At 43.9% G+C, this 18609-nt stretch carries 19 protein-coding genes; 17 read left to right on the forward strand and 2 right to left on the reverse strand.

Features of this window, described 5'->3' with window-relative positions; all coding sequences use genetic code 11:
- Positions 1-104 precede the first annotated feature (104 nt).
- The 12 genes from GKS34_RS09310 (at position 105) to GKS34_RS09365 (ending at position 13239) form a co-directional block, all read left to right on the forward strand.
- On the forward strand, positions 105-632 hold the full coding sequence (locus tag GKS34_RS09310; RefSeq protein ID WP_163384527.1) for a septal ring lytic transglycosylase RlpA family protein: 528 nt from the start codon (positions 105-107) through the stop codon (positions 630-632).
- Between the two features lie 139 nt (positions 633-771).
- Positions 772-1554 (forward strand): 16S rRNA (adenine(1518)-N(6)/adenine(1519)-N(6))-dimethyltransferase RsmA, encoded by a 783-nt coding sequence (gene rsmA / locus GKS34_RS09315; protein ID WP_163384528.1) that lies wholly within the window; start codon positions 772-774, stop codon positions 1552-1554.
- Positions 1542-2909: a magnesium transporter gene (gene mgtE / locus GKS34_RS09320; protein WP_163384529.1), complete on the forward strand. Its 1368-nt coding sequence runs from the start codon at positions 1542-1544 to the stop codon at positions 2907-2909. The genes rsmA and mgtE overlap by 13 nt, the downstream gene beginning before the upstream one ends.
- Positions 2910-3098: 189 nt before the next feature.
- A complete protein-coding gene (locus GKS34_RS09325) occupies positions 3099-4031 on the forward strand; it encodes an NAD(P)-dependent oxidoreductase (RefSeq protein WP_163384530.1) in 933 nt (310 codons plus the stop codon).
- A gap of 141 nt (positions 4032-4172) precedes the next feature.
- The gene (gene greA / locus GKS34_RS09330) at positions 4173-4646 is read left to right on the forward strand and encodes a transcription elongation factor GreA (protein ID WP_163384531.1); all 474 of its coding nucleotides are present in this window, start codon (positions 4173-4175) and stop codon (positions 4644-4646) included.
- 62 nt (positions 4647-4708) lie between these two features.
- A complete protein-coding gene (locus GKS34_RS09335; RefSeq protein WP_163384532.1) occupies positions 4709-5110 on the forward strand; it encodes an HIT family protein in 402 nt (133 codons plus the stop codon).
- Entirely contained in the window at positions 5073-6095 is a 1023-nt protein-coding gene (locus GKS34_RS09340) for a ligase-associated DNA damage response exonuclease (protein ID WP_240459252.1), read from the forward strand. The genes GKS34_RS09335 and GKS34_RS09340 overlap by 38 nt, the downstream gene beginning before the upstream one ends.
- A gap of 78 nt (positions 6096-6173) precedes the next feature.
- Positions 6174-7703, forward strand: a complete 1530-nt coding sequence (gene guaA, locus GKS34_RS09345) for a glutamine-hydrolyzing GMP synthase (protein WP_163384534.1) — start codon at positions 6174-6176, stop codon at positions 7701-7703.
- A 150-nt stretch (positions 7704-7853) separates the two neighbouring features.
- Complete coding sequence (locus GKS34_RS09350; protein WP_163384535.1) at positions 7854-9509, forward strand: ABC transporter substrate-binding protein; 1656 nt, start codon at positions 7854-7856, stop codon at positions 9507-9509.
- A 7-nt stretch (positions 9510-9516) separates the two neighbouring features.
- Positions 9517-10803 carry a glutamate-1-semialdehyde 2,1-aminomutase gene (gene hemL, locus GKS34_RS09355; protein WP_163384536.1) on the forward strand — a complete coding sequence of 429 codons (1287 nt, stop codon included), beginning with the start codon at positions 9517-9519 and terminating at the stop codon, positions 10801-10803.
- A gap of 117 nt (positions 10804-10920) precedes the next feature.
- Positions 10921-12003: an AAA family ATPase gene (locus GKS34_RS09360; RefSeq protein WP_163384537.1), complete on the forward strand. Its 1083-nt coding sequence runs from the start codon at positions 10921-10923 to the stop codon at positions 12001-12003.
- Positions 12004-12336: 333 nt separating this feature from the next.
- Positions 12337-13239 carry an NAD-dependent epimerase/dehydratase family protein gene (locus tag GKS34_RS09365; RefSeq protein ID WP_163384538.1) on the forward strand — a complete coding sequence of 301 codons (903 nt, stop codon included), beginning with the start codon at positions 12337-12339 and terminating at the stop codon, positions 13237-13239.
- Positions 13240-13358: 119 nt separating this feature from the next.
- Here the strand turns inward: GKS34_RS09365 and GKS34_RS09370 are convergent, their stop codons facing one another.
- Both GKS34_RS09370 and GKS34_RS09375 read right to left on the reverse strand, forming a co-directional pair.
- The gene (locus GKS34_RS09370; RefSeq protein WP_163384539.1) at positions 13359-13733 is read right to left on the reverse strand and encodes a group I truncated hemoglobin; all 375 of its coding nucleotides are present in this window, start codon (positions 13731-13733) and stop codon (positions 13359-13361) included.
- A gap of 119 nt (positions 13734-13852) precedes the next feature.
- Complete coding sequence (locus tag GKS34_RS09375) at positions 13853-14929, reverse strand: nickel-binding protein (RefSeq protein WP_163384540.1); 1077 nt, start codon at positions 14927-14929, stop codon at positions 13853-13855.
- A 365-nt stretch (positions 14930-15294) separates the two neighbouring features.
- On the opposite strand from GKS34_RS09375, the gene GKS34_RS09380 reads away from it, so the two are divergent.
- The 5 genes from GKS34_RS09380 (at position 15295) to GKS34_RS09400 (ending at position 18463) form a co-directional block, all read left to right on the forward strand.
- Positions 15295-15666, forward strand: coding sequence for a DUF6567 family protein (locus tag GKS34_RS09380; protein WP_163384541.1), 372 nt, complete (start codon positions 15295-15297; stop codon positions 15664-15666).
- A 256-nt stretch (positions 15667-15922) separates the two neighbouring features.
- On the forward strand, positions 15923-16264 hold the full coding sequence (locus tag GKS34_RS09385; protein WP_163384542.1) for a hypothetical protein: 342 nt from the start codon (positions 15923-15925) through the stop codon (positions 16262-16264).
- A gap of 196 nt (positions 16265-16460) precedes the next feature.
- The gene (locus GKS34_RS09390) at positions 16461-16868 is read left to right on the forward strand and encodes a DoxX family protein (protein WP_163384543.1); all 408 of its coding nucleotides are present in this window, start codon (positions 16461-16463) and stop codon (positions 16866-16868) included.
- Positions 16869-16875: 7 nt separating this feature from the next.
- A complete protein-coding gene (locus tag GKS34_RS09395) occupies positions 16876-17316 on the forward strand; it encodes a DsrE family protein (protein ID WP_163384544.1) in 441 nt (146 codons plus the stop codon).
- A gap of 187 nt (positions 17317-17503) precedes the next feature.
- Complete coding sequence (locus tag GKS34_RS09400) at positions 17504-18463, forward strand: hypothetical protein (RefSeq protein ID WP_163384545.1); 960 nt, start codon at positions 17504-17506, stop codon at positions 18461-18463.
- Positions 18464-18609 lie beyond the last annotated feature (146 nt).

Raw genomic sequence — 18609 nt, forward strand, 5'->3', positions numbered from 1 at the left:
AAATTACCTGAGGTAGTATCGGGTTTTTAAGAAAAATGTATTTATTTGTTACGTTGGAAAAATTTTTTCTCCCTGAAGTATCAGGATTGATAGCGATGAGATTTATGAAAAAGGTTGTGTTGATAGTGTTGTTGGCCCATTTTTGCCTGATTTTTTCTTTAAAGGCTCAGTCTCCGTTTACAGCACCGGATTCCCTGCTGGTCATCCAGGAGGGCATTGCCAGTTATTATGGTACCCGGTTTCATAACCGAAGGACTGCCAATGGGGAGATTTACGACATGTGGCAATTCACCGCGGCTCACAAGCACCTGCCCTTTGGTACCCTGCTAAAGGTGACCAATAAAAAAAACGGAAGTCAGGCTGTTGTGCGTATCAATGACCGCTTGCCCAAATCTTCCAAACGGATAATTGACCTGTCCAAAGGAGTTGCAGAACATTTGGATATGGTGAACGATGGAATTGTTCCCGTGACTTTGGAGTTACTCAGTCATCATGCCATAGACTGGGTGAAGCAGCAGTACCAATTAGTTCCCAGTGATATTCGGTTGAGGAGCTATTTTCACGATATTGCCTACACCAAGGACGAGGAAATCATTAAAAGTACCCTGAAAGAATCCCTTCAAAAAAAGTAAGAAAATAAAGACTGTGCCTGGCTCGAACAGGAAGGCTATGACCTGCTGAAATTAAGCGTCGGAGATTAGTCGTACCTATGGTCGTTACAGATTAATGTCTTACTTTTGCTGACTTAAATCCCTGCAAACTACCTTCATTATGAGTAAAGTAAGAGCCAAAAAGCATCTGGGGCAACACTTTTTGCGTGACCTGCAAGTGGCGGAACGAATCGCAACTTCGCTTGAAGGATTTGGGGGCATCCGGAAAGTGTTGGAAATAGGGCCGGGGATGGGTGTTTTGACTGATTTTTTAGTAGAAAAACCCTGGGAGCTTACCTTGATTGAGATCGATAAGGAGTCCGTAATTTTCCTTCAGGGGAAATATGCGAAACATCCACTCAAGATAGTGGAGGGAGACTTTCTAGATAATCAATACAGATCTCTTTATAATGAACCTTATGCGATAATTGGCAATTTCCCCTACAATATTTCCAGCCAGATTTTTTTCAAAGTATTGGAAGAAAAGCATCAAGTGACGGAAGTGGTGGGTATGCTGCAAAAGGAAGTGGCGGAGCGAATTACCGCCAAAAAAGGAAATAAGACTTACGGCATACTGAGTGTGTTGCTCCAGGCCTTTTACGATACAGCATACCTGTTCACCGTTCCACCGGAAGTATTTGATCCACCACCTAAAGTGCAGAGTGGCGTTATTCAATTGAAAAGAAATTCGGTTCGGGAGCTCCCCTGCAACGAAAAACTATTTTTCAGGTTAGTAAAGCAGGCGTTTCATACGCGAAGGAAAACCCTGCGTAACGCTCTGAAGCCAATGGGTCTTTCCGATGAATTTAAAGCCATGGAAATGCTGGATTTAAGAGCAGAACAGCTTGGGGTGGAAGAGTTTGTTTATTTAACGCAAAAATTGGAATCATCTTGGAAGCTATAAAGACATTCGAACTCTCCAAGGAATACTTGGAAGCGCTTCGGGAGAGTATCTCAGAAGCAAACATTCAATTTATCCAGGAGTCCATGCTGGATGCCAAAAAGGCCGATATAGCCGCCCTGTTGGATGAGTTGGAAATGGAGGAGGCACTCTTTGTATTGCGGGCGCTGGATCCCGATTTTTCGGCTGACATCCTGATTGAGCTGGACGAAGATTCCCAATACAAGGTGATTACGTCTATGCCTCCCGAAGAACTGGCCACGTTGATTGACCACATGGATTCGGATGATGCGGTGGATGTGCTGAATCAATTGGTGGTAAACGACAGGGAAGCCGTCATCAGCCATCTGGAACAAAAGGAAAAGTCCCTTTACATCATCGAATTGCTCCGGTATGATGAGGACAGCGCCGGTGGATTGATGGCCAAAGAGATCATCAAAGCCAACCTCAACTGGACCGTGGTACAGACCATCGAAGAAATCCGCCGGCAGGCAGAAAATGTGGAAAAGATTTTTTCGATTTACGTGGTGGATAACAAGGAAAAATTATTGGGAAGGATTGCCTTAAAAAAACTGATCCTGGCATCTTCGGGTACCAAAGTAGCCGATTTGTACGAGGATAACATCATATCAGTCCCTACCTATATGGAGGGGGAAGAGGTAGCAGAAATCATGCGTAAATATGATCTGGAAGCAGTTCCGGTGGTCAATGTTAAAAACAAACTGGTTGGACGCATAACGGTAGATGATATTCTGGACCTGATCCGGGAGCAGGCAGAAGAAGACATTCAGGCCATGACTGGTTTTTCGGATGATGTGGAAGAATCCGATTCCATCTACCGGCTTTCGCGTGCCCGGCTTCCCTGGCTGCTCATTGGCATGGTGGGAGGATTGATGGGGGCAGGCTTTATTGGTTTCTTTGAAGAAGGGTTGAATGCCGTCACTGCCCTGGCCTTTTTTATTCCCTTAATCACAGCTACAGGGGGGAACGTTGGCATTCAATCTTCCACCTTGGTGGTACAGAGTCTGGCAAATAAATCGGTATTTGAAGACAGCTTAACCAAACGTTTTCTGAAGGTACTTTTGGTAGCCGTGCTTAATGGATTGGTGCTGGCACTGTTTGTATTTCTCACGGTGGTTTTACTTTATGGGCAGGAGACTAAATTTGGCTTGGTAGTGAGCATTGCATTATTCAGTGTGGTCTTATTGGCCTCCTTTATGGGCACGCTTACACCTATCGTCTTGGATAAGATAGGAATTAACCCGGCCATGGCTTCGGGGCCATTTATTACTACTGCCAATGACCTGCTGGGTCTGGGCGTATATTTTGGAGTAGCCACCTTACTATTAAACCTTTAATTAAACCATGAAATCGAGCAAGACGTACCCGTCACACACTGGGATGATTATAAGCCATGCGAGATTCCATATGACCCCTAGAAAACAATTTTAATCATATGAAATCGAGCATGACGAGATCGACACACAGAGGGATGATTATCAAGCATGCGAGATTCCATCTGACCGCTGAAAAAAAAATATAAACAGATGAAAATACTGATTATCGACCAAATGCACGAAAGCATTGTGCCTTTGCTGGAAGATAGAGGGCATAAAGTGGATTACCGTCCTGATATAGACCGTGATGGGATCCTCACTGTTTTGGAAGATTATGAGGGGCTGGTCATTCGATCAAAGACACCCATCAACAAAGAACTGTTGCGAGCTGCCCCTTTGTTAAAATTTGTTGCCAGAGCCGGAGCAGGCTTGGATAATATAGACCTGAATTACCTGGAAGAAAAGGGGATCGCGCTATATCATGCAGCTGAAGGCAACCGAGATGCAGTAGCTGAACATGCTCTGGGAATGCTGCTGACCTTGTTCAACCATTACTTGCAATCCGACCGGCAGGTAAGGAAAGGTATCTGGGACCGGGAAGGAAACAGGGGAGAGGAGCTGGCAGGCAAAACGGTAGGCATCTTTGGGTATGGAAATATGGGAAGCGCTTTTGCACAACGACTTCGGGGATTTGATGTGGAAATTCTGGCCTATGATAAATTCAAAACCGGTTTTGGGGATAAATGGGTAAAAGAAAGCAGTTTTCAGGCCATCCAGGAAAAGGCAGATGTACTGAGCATACATGTTCCTCTTACGTCAGAAACCAGGTATTTTTTCAGTCCTGAAATTTTATCGGATTTTCGAAAGTCCATTTACCTGATTAATACCGCACGGGGGGAAGTAATTCGAATGGATACCTTGAACGAAGCCCTACAAAACGGTAAATTGAAGGGGGCAGCGCTGGATGTTTTGGAAAAGGAAAAACTTCAGACACTGACAGCTGCAGAGCGGCTATCGTTTGAAGCACTCACCCAAAGGAACAACGTGCTATTTTCGCCTCACGTCGCGGGCTGGAGTCATGAGTCTTACCGGAAGATCAACCAGGTGCTGGTAGCCAAAATCGAAGGAGAGTGGAAGGGCTGATCCCCCAATAATTGGTCCCTTAAATTGTAAAATAAGAATTCTTATTTTATCTTTGTTGATACAAAATACAGGAAGCATATGGGAACGGTCTCAAAGTTGAGACCGTTATTTTATTTATTATCAGGCTATTAATTATTTGATATGGGAAACATACAATATTACACTGAAGAAGGATTGAAGAAGCTCAAAGATGAGCTTCAACACCTGAAAACCAAAGGCAGATCGGATATTGCCAAACAGATTGCCGAAGCTAGAGACAAGGGAGATTTAAGTGAAAATGCAGAGTACGATGCTGCAAAAGATGCTCAGGGTCACCTGGAATTAAAAATTGCCAAACTGGAAAATGTACTGGGCAACGCAAGGGTATTGGATAACTCTAAAGTGGACACTTCCAAAGTGGGAATTCTTTGCACAGTTAAAATCAAAAATGTAAAAAACGGCATGACCGTAACATACACTCTGGTGTCGGAAGAAGAAGCAGATTTGAAAGCCAACAAAATTTCCCTGGCCTCTCCTTTCGGGAAAGGGCTGACGGGCAAGAAAGTCGGCGAGATTGCCCAGATTCAAGCTCCGGCCGGAAACCTTGAATTCGAAATTCTGGATATCAGTTATTAATTTTCATCCCGATTGCTTTGCATCGGGATTTTTTGTTCTGTCAACTATTTATTTCCTGCAGTATGCCTTCCATATTTACCAAAATAATCAATAGAGAAATTCCAGGACATATTGTCGCTGAAGACGAGCAGCACATTGCGTTTTTGGACATCATGCCACTGGTAAAAGGCCATGTGTTGGTGGTTCCTAAAAAAGAGGTGGATTATATCTACGATCTGGATGATGCTTTGTACACAAGTCTTCACCTGTTTGCCAAAAAGGTCGCCAAAGCGCAAGAGAAGGTGATTCCCTGTACCCGCATCGGAGTAGCCGTGATCGGCCTGGAGGTTTCCCATGTTCACATTCACCTGGTGCCATTAAAAACCATGGATGACATCAATTTCAGCCGCCCCAAGCTGAAGCTTTCTACCGATGAATTGGAGGAAATTGCCAACAGTATTAAAGCCGAATTTGATAAGGCTTGATGAAAAGGGCATTTATTGTCCCCAGGCAAGTGTCTACATCGACCCCTGGAAACCGGTAACCAAGGCCATTATCACGCATGCCCATGCGGACCATGCCCGATGGGGAATGAAACACTACCTTGCCCACGAGCAATCAAAAGAAATCCTGAAATACCGCCTTGGAAAACAAATTCATCTGGATACCCTTCCTTATGAAAAGGTTATTACCCTTAACGGTGTGAGGATTTCACTGCATCCAGCCGGGCATATACCCGGATCCGCCCAGGTTCGGCTGGAATATAAAGGAGAAATTACCGTGATCAGCGGGGACTACAAAACAGAATCCGACGGCATGAGTACTCCTTTTACTCCTGTCCCCTGCCATACCTTCGTATCGGAATGTACCTTTGGTTTGCCAGTTTATCGCTGGGAAAGTCAGGAAACGATTTTTCGGGATCTGAACCAATGGTGGGCAAAGAATGGGGAAGAAAAACGGTGCTCGGTGGTATTTGCTTATTCTTTGGGTAAGGCGCAACGAATCCTCCGGCATCTGGATCAAGGTATGGGACCTGTTTTTGCACACGGCGCCATCTGGAACACCAATGAGGCGCTTGCAGCAGATGGGGTAAATTTGCCAAAAGTGGAAAAAGTAACCCAAAATATACCCAAATCGTCTTTCGCCAATGCCCTGATTTTGGCACCTCCTTCCGCTGCCGGAAGTCCCTGGATGAAGCAATTTTCACCGTACCGGACGGCTATTTGTTCAGGCTGGATGAATATCCGGGGAGCCAGAAGGCGGAGAGCGGTTGATAATGGGTTTGTGTTATCAGATCATGCCGACTGGCCGGGATTGAATCAGGCCATTGAGGAAACCGGTGCAGAAAAAATATTGTTGACGCATGGCTTCCAGGATGTTTTTGCCCGTTACCTACAGGGAAGGGGCCTTAAAGCCAGTGTATTGGACACCATTTTTCAAGGAGAATCTCCTGATTCGGAGGATACGTGAAATGAACTACCGTGGTGCCAAACACTGAAAATCCCCATTTTTGTTTCGGGAATTGGCAGGGGCTGATTACCTTTGCGCATGGCAGAACAGATTTTAATTCTTGACTTTGGTTCCCAATACACCCAGCTTATAGCCAGACGTGTCCGGGAGCTGGATGTATACTGTGAAATTCACCCTTTTAATAAAATTCCCCCGCTCAGTTCCGACATCAAAGGTGTGATCCTTTCCGGTAGTCCCTGCTCTGTTAGGGATGAGGGATCTCCCGATTTGGATCTGGACATTTTTAGAGGAAAATTACCTGTTTTGGGCGTGTGTTATGGTGCCCAGCTAATGGCCCAAAAATACGGCGGAAATGTGGCCCCTTCCGAAATCAGGGAATACGGCCGTGCTAATCTTTCTCACCTGGACACCCATGCAGACCTTTTTAAGGAGATGACCCATGGATCACAGGTATGGATGTCACATGGCGACACGATTAAAACATTACCGGACAATTTTGACATTATTGCCAGCACGCCTTCGGTAAAGATTGCCGCCTACAAGGTTCGGGGAGAAGCTACTTACGGCATTCAGTTTCACCCCGAAGTAACCCATTCCACGGAAGGAAAAAATGTATTGAGAAACTTTGTGGTCCAGATTTGCGGCTGCAGCCAGGATTGGACCTCGGATGTTTTTATAGACATTACCGTGGATTCCTTGAAAAAAACCATTGGCAAAGACCGGGTGGTCATGGGACTATCCGGAGGAGTTGATTCTTCAGTGGCGGCTACTTTGATCCACCGGGCCATTGGGGACCAACTTACCTGCGTTTTCGTAGATAACGGGTTGTTGCGAAAAAACGAATACGAAGAAGTGCTGGATTCCTATCAGGACTTGGGCTTAAATGTCATCGGTGTAGATGCCAGGCAGAAATTTTACGATGCTCTCCGGGGAATTTCCGATCCCGAAGGAAAGCGCAAAGCCATAGGAAGGACTTTTATTGAAGTCTTTGATGAAGAGGCCCATAAAATCCAGGAAGTGAAGTGGCTGGGACAGGGTACCATTTATCCCGATGTGATCGAGTCTGTTTCCGTCAATGGCCCATCAGCCACCATCAAATCCCATCACAATGTGGGTGGATTACCAGATTTTATGAAGCTGAAAGTGGTGGAGCCGCTAAATACACTATTTAAAGATGGGGTTCGGGAAGTAGGGAAAGCGCTGGAAATCCCTGAAGCCATCATTGGCAGGCATCCTTTTCCCGGTCCTGGACTCGGCATTCGCATCCTGGGAGATGTTACACCTGAAAAGGTACAAACCCTTCAGGAAGTAGATTGTATTTTTATTCAGGGACTCAAAGAAGCCGGTCTTTACGATCAGGTTTGGCAAGCGGGAGCCATCCTGTTGCCCATCCAATCGGTTGGAGTGATGGGGGATGAGCGAACCTATGAGCGGGTGGTTGCCCTCCGGGCAGTCTCTTCGGTTGACGGCATGACCGCTGATTGGGTACACCTCCCCTATGAGTTTCTGGGCAAGGTTTCCAATGATATCATCAATAAAGTCAAAGGTGTAAACCGGGTGGTCTACGATATCAGTTCCAAACCACCTGCCACCATTGAATGGGAATAATCCACCCCATCTGAAACCTGATGAATATATCAGGTTTTTTTATGAAGAATTGCTCCAAAAACCGTTAAATTCGTAGTTCGGTATAAAAAATGGTTTTTTGTAAAATCAGGTATGAAGTTTGATTTTCTTTAACGTAAAAAGCTCCCATCTATGAAATTACCACTAATCATTGCCTGTCTTTTGTTTCCAATGCTTTCTCTTTTTGCCCAGCAGGACACGACCAACTACCAACGGGCAAAAAGGTTAATTGCGCAAGAAAGCCACGAAGAGGCAATGGAATTGCTGAGGCCTTATCTGGATGGAGAGAAATATGGCAATCTTTCCGAATATGCCCGGTATCATTTTGCAAGGGCTGCCTACGGAAATCGTCAGTACGAATTGACAAAAAATGTTTTAACCGATTTGCTGGACGGAAGACCCTGGGAGGGGGAAGACGAGGCCAGGTACCTGCTGGCACTTACCCAATTTCAGCTTTCCGCGCCGTCAGAAGCCCTTCGGCTGGTTGATGCCATCCGTAACGATTCCCTAAAGAAAGAAGCCTATGCGGCTACCTATGACTTTTTAAAAGTAAGTTCTTCCAGCGTGCTAACCGTGCAATACAACCAATATCCGCAAAATATTGGATTGATGATGGCACTTAAGGAGAAGCTGGAATCTCAGGGCTCCATGTCCTCCAACGAGAGGAAGATTTACCAGGAAATCGGGAATTCAATTTATACTCGTTTAGGAGAAACCGAGGCCCCTGAAACCGATCGGGTTTTAGATGTGGCAATTGTCCTTCCATTTAATTATGAAGGTGGGGAAGGAGTGAGCTCCCTGCAAAGCAATAATTTCGTTTTGCAATTGTATCAGGGCATTCAGTTGGCATTGGAGCAAGCAAAAACAGAGGGCCTGGAAGTAAATTTCAAGACCTTTGATACCGAGCGATCAGGTGAAAAAATAACCCAAATTCTGAGAGATTCTTTTTTAAAGAAAGCGGATGTTATCATTGGGCCCATCTATCCGGAAGAAACAGCCCAGGTGGCCTCTTTTGCCCAACTATATGAAATCCCTCAAATCAATCCTCTCTCAAACATTGACGACAATATCCGGGAATTCGATCATTCCTATTTATTCAGGCCTTCAATAAATGCGCTAAGCCAGAGAGTGATTGACTATTGCCGCAGGTTTGAAGGTAGAAGAATAGCGCTTGCCTATTCGGGAACTACCAGGGACGAGCAGTTGGCCGATCTCTTTACCGAGATGGCAAGGAGAACCGGTCTGCAAATAGTGGAAAGCCAAAAAGTGACCATCCGGGAAATGCGCGACTTTTTTGACAACCTTAAACTGGGTACCGAAGAGAAAGCTTCTGCGGATATAATCGTCATTTTTTCAGATGACCCGAACATCGCCTCCCCAACCTTTGGGCTGGTGGAATCGCTGGGATCGGCCATCCCGGTAGTAGTGATGGAAAGCTGGTTGTATTTTAATTTTGCCAACTACGAAATGATGGAATCTCAGAATTTCCATTTTGTGGGTAATAATACTGTGGATTTTAATGATGAAATCCTGGATGAATTCAGAGAAAATTATTTGGAAAAGTTTAAAGTATATCCTTCTTCCTTTGTGTATATGGGCTACGAGTTGGCTGATATGGTGTGTGAGGTGATTAATGCCAGTGACGGCTTTGATTTTCGGAAAAACCTGAACCAAAGCGGATTTATGGAGGGGGAGCTTACCTTTGGTTTTGATTTCTCCAATGTGAAATACAATAATTACGTACCCATGCTACGGCTGGAAGAAGGAGTTTTGACCATAGAAGAATAAATTGACGATGAATACAGAGAGAAGCGAACACCTTTTTGAACAAGCCAAAAAATCTATCCCCGGAGGAGTCAATTCTCCGGTAAGAGCCTTTAAGGCAGTGGGGGGAAACCCCTTGTTTATTTCCAGAGCGGAGGGACCCTATGTCTTTGATGAGGACGGAAACCGGTTTATAGAACTAATTAACAGTTGGGGTCCCATGGTACTGGGACACAATCACCCGGAAGTAAGGGAGGCCGTGATCAAAGCTATGGAAAAGGGGACTTCGTTTGGAGCTCCTACCGCCATGGAAGTGGAGATCGCTGAGCTGATCGTAAACATGGTGCCCTCAGTGGAAAAAGTCCGGATGGTCAATAGCGGGACCGAAGCAACCATGTCGGCCATTCGTGTAGCTCGCGGCTATACTGGAAAAGAAAAGTTTATCAAATTTGAAGGGAACTATCACGGGCATGGAGATAGCTTTCTGATTGCTGCCGGATCCGGAGCCGTTACCATGGGAAATCCGGATTCTCCCGGAGTGACCAGGGGCACTGCCAAAGACACCCTGCTGGCACCTTATAACGATCTGGATAAGGTGAGATTATTAGTGGAGGCAAATAGGGATGAAATTGCCGCGATAATTCTGGAACCGGTAGCCGGTAATATGGGCTGCGTGTTGCCCGAACCTGGGTTTTTGGAAGGATTGCGGAAGATTTGCGACAATGAAGGCATCGTACTGATATTTGACGAGGTGATGACAGGCTTCCGGCTAGCGCCAGGGGGAGCCCAGGAATTGCTCGGCGTCACTCCCGATATTACCACTATGGGGAAAATCATTGGTGGTGGAATGCCCGTGGGTGCCTATGGGGGTCGTAAAGAAATCATGGAGTACGTGTCCCCGCAAGGCCCGGTGTACCAGGCAGGAACCCTCTCCGGAAATCCCATTGCCATGGCAGCAGGATTAGCCATGTTGAAGCATTTGAGTCAAAATCCGGCGGTTTACACCCGTCTGGAAAATACCGGTAAAACCCTTGTGGGTGGCATTCAATCCACACTGGAGCGATTGGGACTTCCCTATACCATCAATGCCCTGGGCAGTATGTACAGCCTGTTTTTTACGGATCAGAAAGTAAGAAACTTTCAGGATGCGCAGACCTGCGACACGGCTTTGTTTGGTCAGTATTTTAATTCCATGCTTAAGCAAGGCATATACCTGGCACCTTCTCAGTATGAAAGCCTGTTTTTATCCACGGCCCTGGAGCAAGAGCACCTGGATAAAATTCTGGATGCCAATGAAGTGGCATTAAAAAAATTGTAGGATAGAAATGACTTATTGGAACCAGCACTGGTCTCCTCACTGAATCCCAACCGTTTCTTAACCGGCAGCGTTGAAACGAATTGTGCATAACCTAAAGTCTAACCAACAAAACAGTAAATGGCCGAATTAATAAATTCATTCAACTATTACAATGAATTTGAGAGGTATTCCTATTTTTCGGTGTGCTTTGATCGGCTGCCTTCAAGTGTTGGATTTGAAACTCCCCTTAAAATGGACAGGGCACATATGGAAATGGTGCTGGAGACGATCGACCTGGCAGCGCAGGAGATGGGAGTGGTTTTTAAACATTGGAATACCGAGGATACTAAAGTAGCCGACTTTAGCGAAGATTTTCCCTACCAATACCTGCTGAAAAGCAAAACCAAAAAATTGCTCATTTGGCTGTCATTGGAATTCGATCAATTGTATGTGGACACACTATATGATGCTTTAGATTTGGATTTGGAACAATGGGTTATTCTGACGAACCATAAATTACGAATGAAATTTGGTTTGGACCGAACCCCAGGCTTTAAAGTTTTGTCCAGAAACGATAACGGATTTTTTACCCAGGAGGTAAAAACAGACAACTTCGAGTGTGATATTCAAAAATTGTATAACGATGACTTTGCCGAAATAAATGAACTTATAGAAGCCTCATTGGACATCGACAAGGCGGGGTTAATTTTGCTTCATGGGGTTCCGGGAGCAGGTAAAACCTCTTACATTAAGAATCTGATTAGCAGGCATCAGGAAAAGAGCTTTATCTTTATACAGAATGAATTTATTAATGAATTGCTCCACCCCAATTTTATTTCCTTCCTTCTCAAAAACCAAAATGCTGTTTTAATTATTGAAGATGCAGAGAAAGTGCTGACGAGCCGGGAACAGGTGAATGAAACTTCGGTGGTTTCTACTATTCTGCAATTGACAGACGGGCTATTCAGTGACTATTTGAACTTTAAAATCATTTGTACCTTTAATACCAGCATAGATAAAATTGACAAAGCCCTGCTGAGAAAAGGCCGGATGATCGCCTACTATGAATTTCAGCCATTGATTCCGGAGAAAGCAAATAAACTACTTCGCCAGATGAACTACGAATCCACCAGCAATGCGATGACCCTATCGGATATATTTAACTATGAGAAAAGGAATTTCCAACAGGCGAAAAAAGGAACCATTGGTTTTCAGAAGTAGGCGACCTTTATCACTCCTGGGAGGAAATAGACCCATAAGAAGCGATAAGCTAAAACCTTTTTTATAATTCAGGTTTGTTGGGATCTTCTTTATTGGATTGGTACCATGAAAAATCCCGAAGGGATGCCATGATGATAGAAAATTCAATGAATCTATACAAAACGAACCCCTACGCGGTGGCATAAATTCTTTTTAGAGCGCAGAAGCGATTTGAATGTGACAAAATAGAACTGGGCAACAGGAATAATAATTGCGGTTAAAAAATAATTCAGCGAAAACCACAGCGGACGTTGGGTTCGCCTAATTTGGATTAAACAATAACTAGTAAACCATATGACTAAAAAGCGAATTTTCTTCACCGGAGGATCCGGAAAAGCAGGAAAACACGTGGTCCCCTACCTGCTCGGTCAGGGACATCGCGTGATGAATGTAGACCTGAAACCACTGGATCGTCCGGGGGTGGATAACCTTATCGCCGACATTACCGATTCCGGACAGATGTTTAACGCCATGAGTTCCTATGCCGGCCTGGATGAGTTGGAACCAGGAAATGGTGTTCCAAAATTTGATGCAGTGGTCCATTTTGCCGCCGTTCCCCGGATCCTAATCAACCCGGATAATGAAACTTTTCGGGTTAATACCATGGGTACCTATAATGTGATCGAAGCGGCAGTAAAACTGGGTATCCGAAAGATAATCATCGCCTCCTCAGAAACCACCTATGGGGTTTGTTTTTCCGATGGACCTACCGACCCTCATTCCCTACCATTGGAAGAAGACTACGATGTGGACCCCATGGATAGTTACGGGCTATCCAAGGTGGTAAATGAGAAAACAGCACGCACCTTCCAGCGAAGGTCGGGTTTTGACATATACGCACTCCGCATAGGCAATGTGATTGAGCCACACGAATACCAAGAACTATTTCCACATTACTTCAAACATCCCGAAGTTCGCCGCCGAAATGCCTTTTGCTACATTGATGCTCGTGATCTGGGGCAGATTGTGGATTTATGTTTGCAAAAAGACGACCTCGGGTTTCAGGTTTTCAATGCCGGAAACGATCACAACGGCGCGATTATCCCCAGCAAGGAATTGGCCGAGCGTTTTTTTCCGGGCGTGCCGGTTACCCGGGAATTGGAAGCGCATGAAGCCTTGTTTTCCAATCGAAAAATCCGGGAAGTGTTGGGATTCAAAGAACAACACAACTGGCGGAAATACGTGAATGGGGACTAAAGTCTTGTTTGGATAATATCTGCTCTAAATGGTGCTCCAATTTACCCGGATTGGTTTAATTGCGGAGTACCTATTGGATTTAAGAGCCCGACTATGCTTTTTTCCAGGTTTATTTCATTTTACTTTCCAATAATCATACCCTTGAGGGACCAAAGGATCTCGAGCACGTCTTTTTTAGTCTGTGCATCCTTGCCATGTTTGTCAAGAACCAGAAAGATATCATCCATGGTCTCCATGTATTCTTCGGCGCTTATGTTCATCCCTCTGTGGGTGGTTTCCATTGTTCTTCCGGCGTAAACCTGGGGACCTCCACTTCCGGTAATAAAGAAATTTACCGTGTGCGATTTGACCTTCGCTAAATTTTCGGGCTGCTCTAAATAGGGGGTGAACCTCGCGGAAATTACAGGATTGTTCATGTGTGCTTCCACCACGTCGTCTACAATTTTAATAATGCCTTTCTCTGCGCCTAATCGTTCAAATAATGATGTGGACATATCTACGTTTTTTTGGTTTATTCTGTAAAGGTACTGCTACTTCTATGGTGTCGCAGGTAGAATCTGTTCAAATAGATGTAAAATTTGATCAGGAAAGGGTTTTGTGTACTAAAATTTGGTTATTCTTGCATTGCCAGGATGTAATCCTTTGGACTGACTCCATACTTTTTATGAAAGCATTTTGAGAAATAGGAAGAACTGTTAAAACCGCATAAATAGGCCGTTTCTGATACCGAGGAACCTCTGCTGAAAATTTCCAACGATTTTTCCAGTCGAAAGGAGTTGATTAAAATGCTGGGCGCACAATTCATCAGGCCCCTCGTCTTCCGGAATAATTGAGATCTGCTTAATCCAAGGCCGTATGCAAGGTTATCGATACTCAATTCTGTACACGAAAAATTCAAATCCAGGTAATCCAGTAGTCTGTGAAGGAAGACTATCTCTGATGCACTCACTGCTACAATTCCCATCGTTGTGTGAGAGGACTTTGAAGAATAATCGTCGTACAATTCGAGAACTCCTGGAGAGACTGAAAATCCCTGTCTGGATTCACATAACCTTTTGGAGGATCTGACGGTATCTTCAAAAATGGATTTGCTTTCGGTTACTGGAATGCCCCCATCTAGACCTAAATTGAGGGTCAGATCGGGATATTGTATAGCCAAGGTTTTTGCAACAGCCCAACCACATTCCACCGACCGTCCTGCGTCTTTAAAAGAAGCCAGAATATGGCGACCTTCTTGCCGGACCACAGTTCCGTGCAAAGCATGAATTGATTCAACGATCCGGCTTTTAAAGCTCTTCATGGATGATGCCAGTCCTTTAAGCTGTGAGGTTTCAAGCCGATGAAATCCTATTTGTGCAGAAAGTAAAAAGCGATAGGCGGGTTCATCTATAGGGTTCAATTCAACTCCTGAAATAGCCTTTGGATCTTCCATCCTTCCAAGAAATGACTCAACCAAACCAGCATCTACTTCGATTACTGCGTGGGGCACCTGCCCATGAGCGTAGTCATGCATGCGGTGTACGGATGCTGCATCTGGTGCTTCCACCAGACAAAAGGCGGTTTTTCGTTCCGCATCAAACCAATAGGTCAACCCCCGGCAATTAAAATCGTCCTGAATCTTTAGGTCTTCCTGGTGTAAACGGGCCACATTTTCAGCAGTGACTCCCGCAGATAGATCGTGTCGATCCATGTATATAGGCATCATTTTTAAATTGGATGAATACACAAGATAAGGGTTTAATCAGGTTACTTTTATCCCATCTCAAAAGAATTGCTATTCATCACTGCCAAGTTTTCGTGTTTGGCATTTAACTTCTTTCAACTAAATTGAAGCAGATGGCCAACATTAGGGGCGTTAAACCGTATTGAGCGTTAGGACCTCGGGTTACCCGGAAATTTAATTGGAACAGTTTGAAACCAAGAAAAGTGAGGAGCCCAACGATTTTCTTGGTTCTTGATGGTATGTGTCTTCCATACCATTGCTGCATCGAAGCTTTCTGATTAAAAATACCTTCGGCAAGTTAAAATAGTTCTTAATTTTAAACATTACGCAAAATGAAAAAAACAAGAAATGCCATTCTGGGACTGGCAATGATCCTCGGACTTGGATCCTGTGGAGTCAATCAGGCCTGGATATTAAACCAAAATCAAAACAATACCCAGGTAAATCTTGGAAGCAACAATTTCCAGGTACTGGGACAGGTAAAAGGAGCGGCAGAGGTGGATTACATCCTTATTTTCGGCGGAAAGAACCGAAGGAGCTTGTTTAATGAAGCCTATTCTGCCATGATCGAGGAGGCCGATTTGACCTCAGGATCGCGAACGCTAACCAATATACTGACAGAAGAGCACATTGGCGGCATTCCGCCTTTTTACTACACGCGAACGTTGACCGTGAGTGCAACCGTGGTCGAGTTTACCGAGTAGGCGTTTCTTATCAAGTCAAGCATACGCTGTAGCACAACTGGCCAAAGAAGCAGAATTGAAGAGGTACCTGGAGCCGTAAGATTCATGTACCTCTTCAATTCTCTTTTTCGGTATTCAAATGCTAATCCTGCTGGAATTTACCCTGGTTCACATTTCCGTACTTTTTAGGTATTTCTTTCACTGATTGTGAGTAGGTAAGAACCATAACGCCCAGTTTTCCGTAAACCCTGAATTAATAGATGATAATATTAAAGTTATGATTTTCTCTCTTTTAGGGTTCAGGAAAGTAGTTGTTTTTGTGCTGGTCGCAATCATGGCTATTCCTTGTTCATTAAAGAGGGAATTGCCACTAGGATCGGCTACAAAGACTTCTAATCAACCCACTCAACAACAGAATAAAAATGCTTGTTTGACTTTTTTTAAGCTGGAAAAGCAGCATAAAAAGGAAGGAAAACAAATTGATTTCCGCTTTTTTCTCGATTTTCCAAGTGAAATACATTTTTCATCTCGCGTTAAAACCAATCTTTCATTCCATTATTTTACTCAGCAAAGAGGAAAAACTCCTTCCTACCTATTGCATCAGCGATTTCTGATTTGATACCAACTACCTGATTAAATCGGTGTTTATTTATCAAATCATGAAATCGAGCATGACGAGAACGCCACATAGTGGGATGATTATAAATCATGCGAGATTCTCCCGATTTAGTATCGGGACAGGCTATCCCGACCTTCGGTGCGGGACAAGTTCTGACCAATAAAAGAAAATTATAAACAGATGAAATGTATTAACTATGAACAAACCATTGGTAGTGAGTGGGGTTTCCGTTCTCCTATTCCGTATTTTCCTTAGCGGGATATTTATAACGGCTGGAATTTCACACCTGATCAATCCAGAGCAGGTCGCACAGCGCATACAGTCGGCTGCTTTCAGCTCTTTTGCCACTTTTCTTGGCGATCCGTACCTCTTAGGAATAATGACGGGTTACGTACTGTTTTCTGCAGGGGCAGCTTTCCTTTTGGGTGTTTTTACCCGCTGGACGGCTCTTACCTTGTTTTTAGTACTTGTTCCAATTACCATTACTATACAGCTAGGTAATGGGTTGATTCATGGGCCATTCTGGAAAAACGTTGCCCTTTTTGGGGGGTTGTTGTTTTTCATCATAAATAATCCAAAAGCATACAGTATTTACAATAAATAAAAAAATAATGAAAATATACCTGATCACATTTATCGCCTTACTAACTCTGGGCCTGGGTCTGGCAAATGGGCAAACGCTTGAGGCTATCAACGAAACAGAGCAGGCTGTCCGAAAGGATGGCAAGTATGCTATGCTGGTTATGAATGCCCAGCATTTGAAGGCCGGTATAAAAACCGGAATTGCATTTAATTCCAAAAGTGAAAAAATAGATTTTCAAATCGTGGCCTGCGGTATGCTGGTGAAGGAAATTTCTGAAGATGCCGAATTGAAAAAACTGATTCAAAACACCGTGTCTGACCATGGCCTGAAAATTCTGGTCTGCGGGCTGTCTATTCAGCAATTTGGAATAGATAAAACGCTGTTACCGGAGGAAACTCCGATTACGGAAAACGGCCTGATCTACATGTTTGGATTACAGGAGTTGGGGTACAAGTCAATCACCCTTTAATTCCCTTCATTGAATGCTCAAAAAAACCAGTCAACATAGAGGGCTGGTTTTTTTAGTTTTGACCCTGAAACCCAAAACTGATGTTTTAGAATAGGAAAAAAGTACTTCGCTGCCTTTTTATAATAAAGTACCTGGAAATAGTTTATTATTGTTGCGTAACTTGTTTGATAAACAAAAATAATGGACAATGTACTCCGCACAAATTACACCTTTAAGCTCCATGGATACCTGGATTCCATTGCTTCAGGAATTGATCTGGCCAATTACCCTATTGTTTATCCTATTTTTTTTGAGGAAATACATACCCCACCTATTGGAGAGAACTACAAAGATCGGCGCAATAGGAGTTGAATTGGAATTTGAAAAGGCAAAAGAATTTTCCTCATCATGGAGTAACGAATACGTAGGGGATATTAGAAAAGGAGTGAAGTCGGACGATTTTTCCAGTGGCGTTATGGACTTGATGGAGCAATTCAATAAAGAAGGCAGCTATGACTACTCAGTCATTGACATTTATGGTGGAAAGGGTTGGTTGACCTCTAGATTATTTATTTTTTCAACGATTTTGTCAAAATTAAGAGGCGTTAACTACTGGGTGTTCGTTGACTCCTATGATTCCATTTATAAAAAATTTATTGGATACATTGATTCCAAAAGCTTACGACTTCAGTTGTCAGATAATTTTCCCTTACTATCCAAAGCATACAGTGAGGCATTAATGGAAGTTTATCCGGAAGAGGAAACCAATTTGAACGCCGCTGATACCTGGAAAATCACCCAGTTGGTTCAACATTATTTGAAGGATATTCAAAAGGAAAATATTCAAAGTTTGGACCAGGATGCAAACCAGGAAATGGAACAGGGATGGGTCCTGCTGAAAGATAATGTGACCTTAGAAAAGGCCCGGTTTCTGGACATCAACCAGCTCAGAACTATTTTTGGAGATTTGATCGTAACCAATGCCATTCGAAGCCTTGAAAATATTTCTCAGGACCAACTGTCAGAAAAAATACTTCTTAGTAACGAACGCCAGATTCCTTTGCTAGACTCAGAGAACCATTTTATGGATATGGTGGATGTGGTCCATTCAAAAAGGAGTTTGATAAAAACCAGGATTCTGGGCGAAAAGTCGGCTGCTAAGCCGTAAGACTTACCTACAAAAAATTAACCAACATAGGATTGATATCAGGGGCTTTATTTCGGAGACCCCCTCATTTCTTCAAAAAGAAGCGTATCGCCTGGCATGGAGGATTGCGGCGAATCACTACAACGAACGGGAGGACAAACGAATTC

Source organism: Cyclobacterium jeungdonense (assembly GCF_010994275.1).
GTDB classification, from domain to species: domain Bacteria; phylum Bacteroidota; class Bacteroidia; order Cytophagales; family Cyclobacteriaceae; genus Cyclobacterium; species Cyclobacterium jeungdonense.

Bases quoted from the DNA above. Each gene is read 5' to 3' on its own strand.
- GKS34_RS09310 (WP_163384527.1), top strand. From the start codon at position 105: ATGAAAAAGGTTGTGTTGATAGTGTTGTTGGCCCATTTTTGCCTGATT.
- rsmA (WP_163384528.1), top strand. From the start codon at position 772: ATGAGTAAAGTAAGAGCCAAAAAGCATCTGGGGCAACACTTTTTGCGT.
- GKS34_RS09325 (WP_163384530.1), top strand. From the start codon at position 3,099: ATGAAAATACTGATTATCGACCAAATGCACGAAAGCATTGTGCCTTTG.
- greA (WP_163384531.1), top strand. From the start codon at position 4,173: ATGGGAAACATACAATATTACACTGAAGAAGGATTGAAGAAGCTCAAA.
- GKS34_RS09335 (WP_163384532.1), top strand. From the start codon at position 4,709: ATGCCTTCCATATTTACCAAAATAATCAATAGAGAAATTCCAGGACAT.
- guaA (WP_163384534.1), top strand. From the start codon at position 6,174: ATGGCAGAACAGATTTTAATTCTTGACTTTGGTTCCCAATACACCCAG.
- GKS34_RS09350 (WP_163384535.1), top strand. From the start codon at position 7,854: ATGAAATTACCACTAATCATTGCCTGTCTTTTGTTTCCAATGCTTTCT.
- hemL (WP_163384536.1), top strand. From the start codon at position 9,517: ATGAATACAGAGAGAAGCGAACACCTTTTTGAACAAGCCAAAAAATCT.
- GKS34_RS09360 (WP_163384537.1), top strand. From the start codon at position 10,921: ATGGCCGAATTAATAAATTCATTCAACTATTACAATGAATTTGAGAGG.
- GKS34_RS09365 (WP_163384538.1), top strand. From the start codon at position 12,337: ATGACTAAAAAGCGAATTTTCTTCACCGGAGGATCCGGAAAAGCAGGA.
- GKS34_RS09370 (WP_163384539.1), bottom strand. From the start codon at position 13,733: ATGTCCACATCATTATTTGAACGATTAGGCGCAGAGAAAGGCATTATT.
- GKS34_RS09375 (WP_163384540.1), bottom strand. From the start codon at position 14,929: ATGGATCGACACGATCTATCTGCGGGAGTCACTGCTGAAAATGTGGCC.
- GKS34_RS09380 (WP_163384541.1), top strand. From the start codon at position 15,295: ATGAAAAAAACAAGAAATGCCATTCTGGGACTGGCAATGATCCTCGGA.
- GKS34_RS09385 (WP_163384542.1), top strand. From the start codon at position 15,923: ATGATTTTCTCTCTTTTAGGGTTCAGGAAAGTAGTTGTTTTTGTGCTG.
- GKS34_RS09390 (WP_163384543.1), top strand. From the start codon at position 16,461: ATGAACAAACCATTGGTAGTGAGTGGGGTTTCCGTTCTCCTATTCCGT.
- GKS34_RS09395 (WP_163384544.1), top strand. From the start codon at position 16,876: ATGAAAATATACCTGATCACATTTATCGCCTTACTAACTCTGGGCCTG.
- GKS34_RS09400 (WP_163384545.1), top strand. From the start codon at position 17,504: ATGTACTCCGCACAAATTACACCTTTAAGCTCCATGGATACCTGGATT.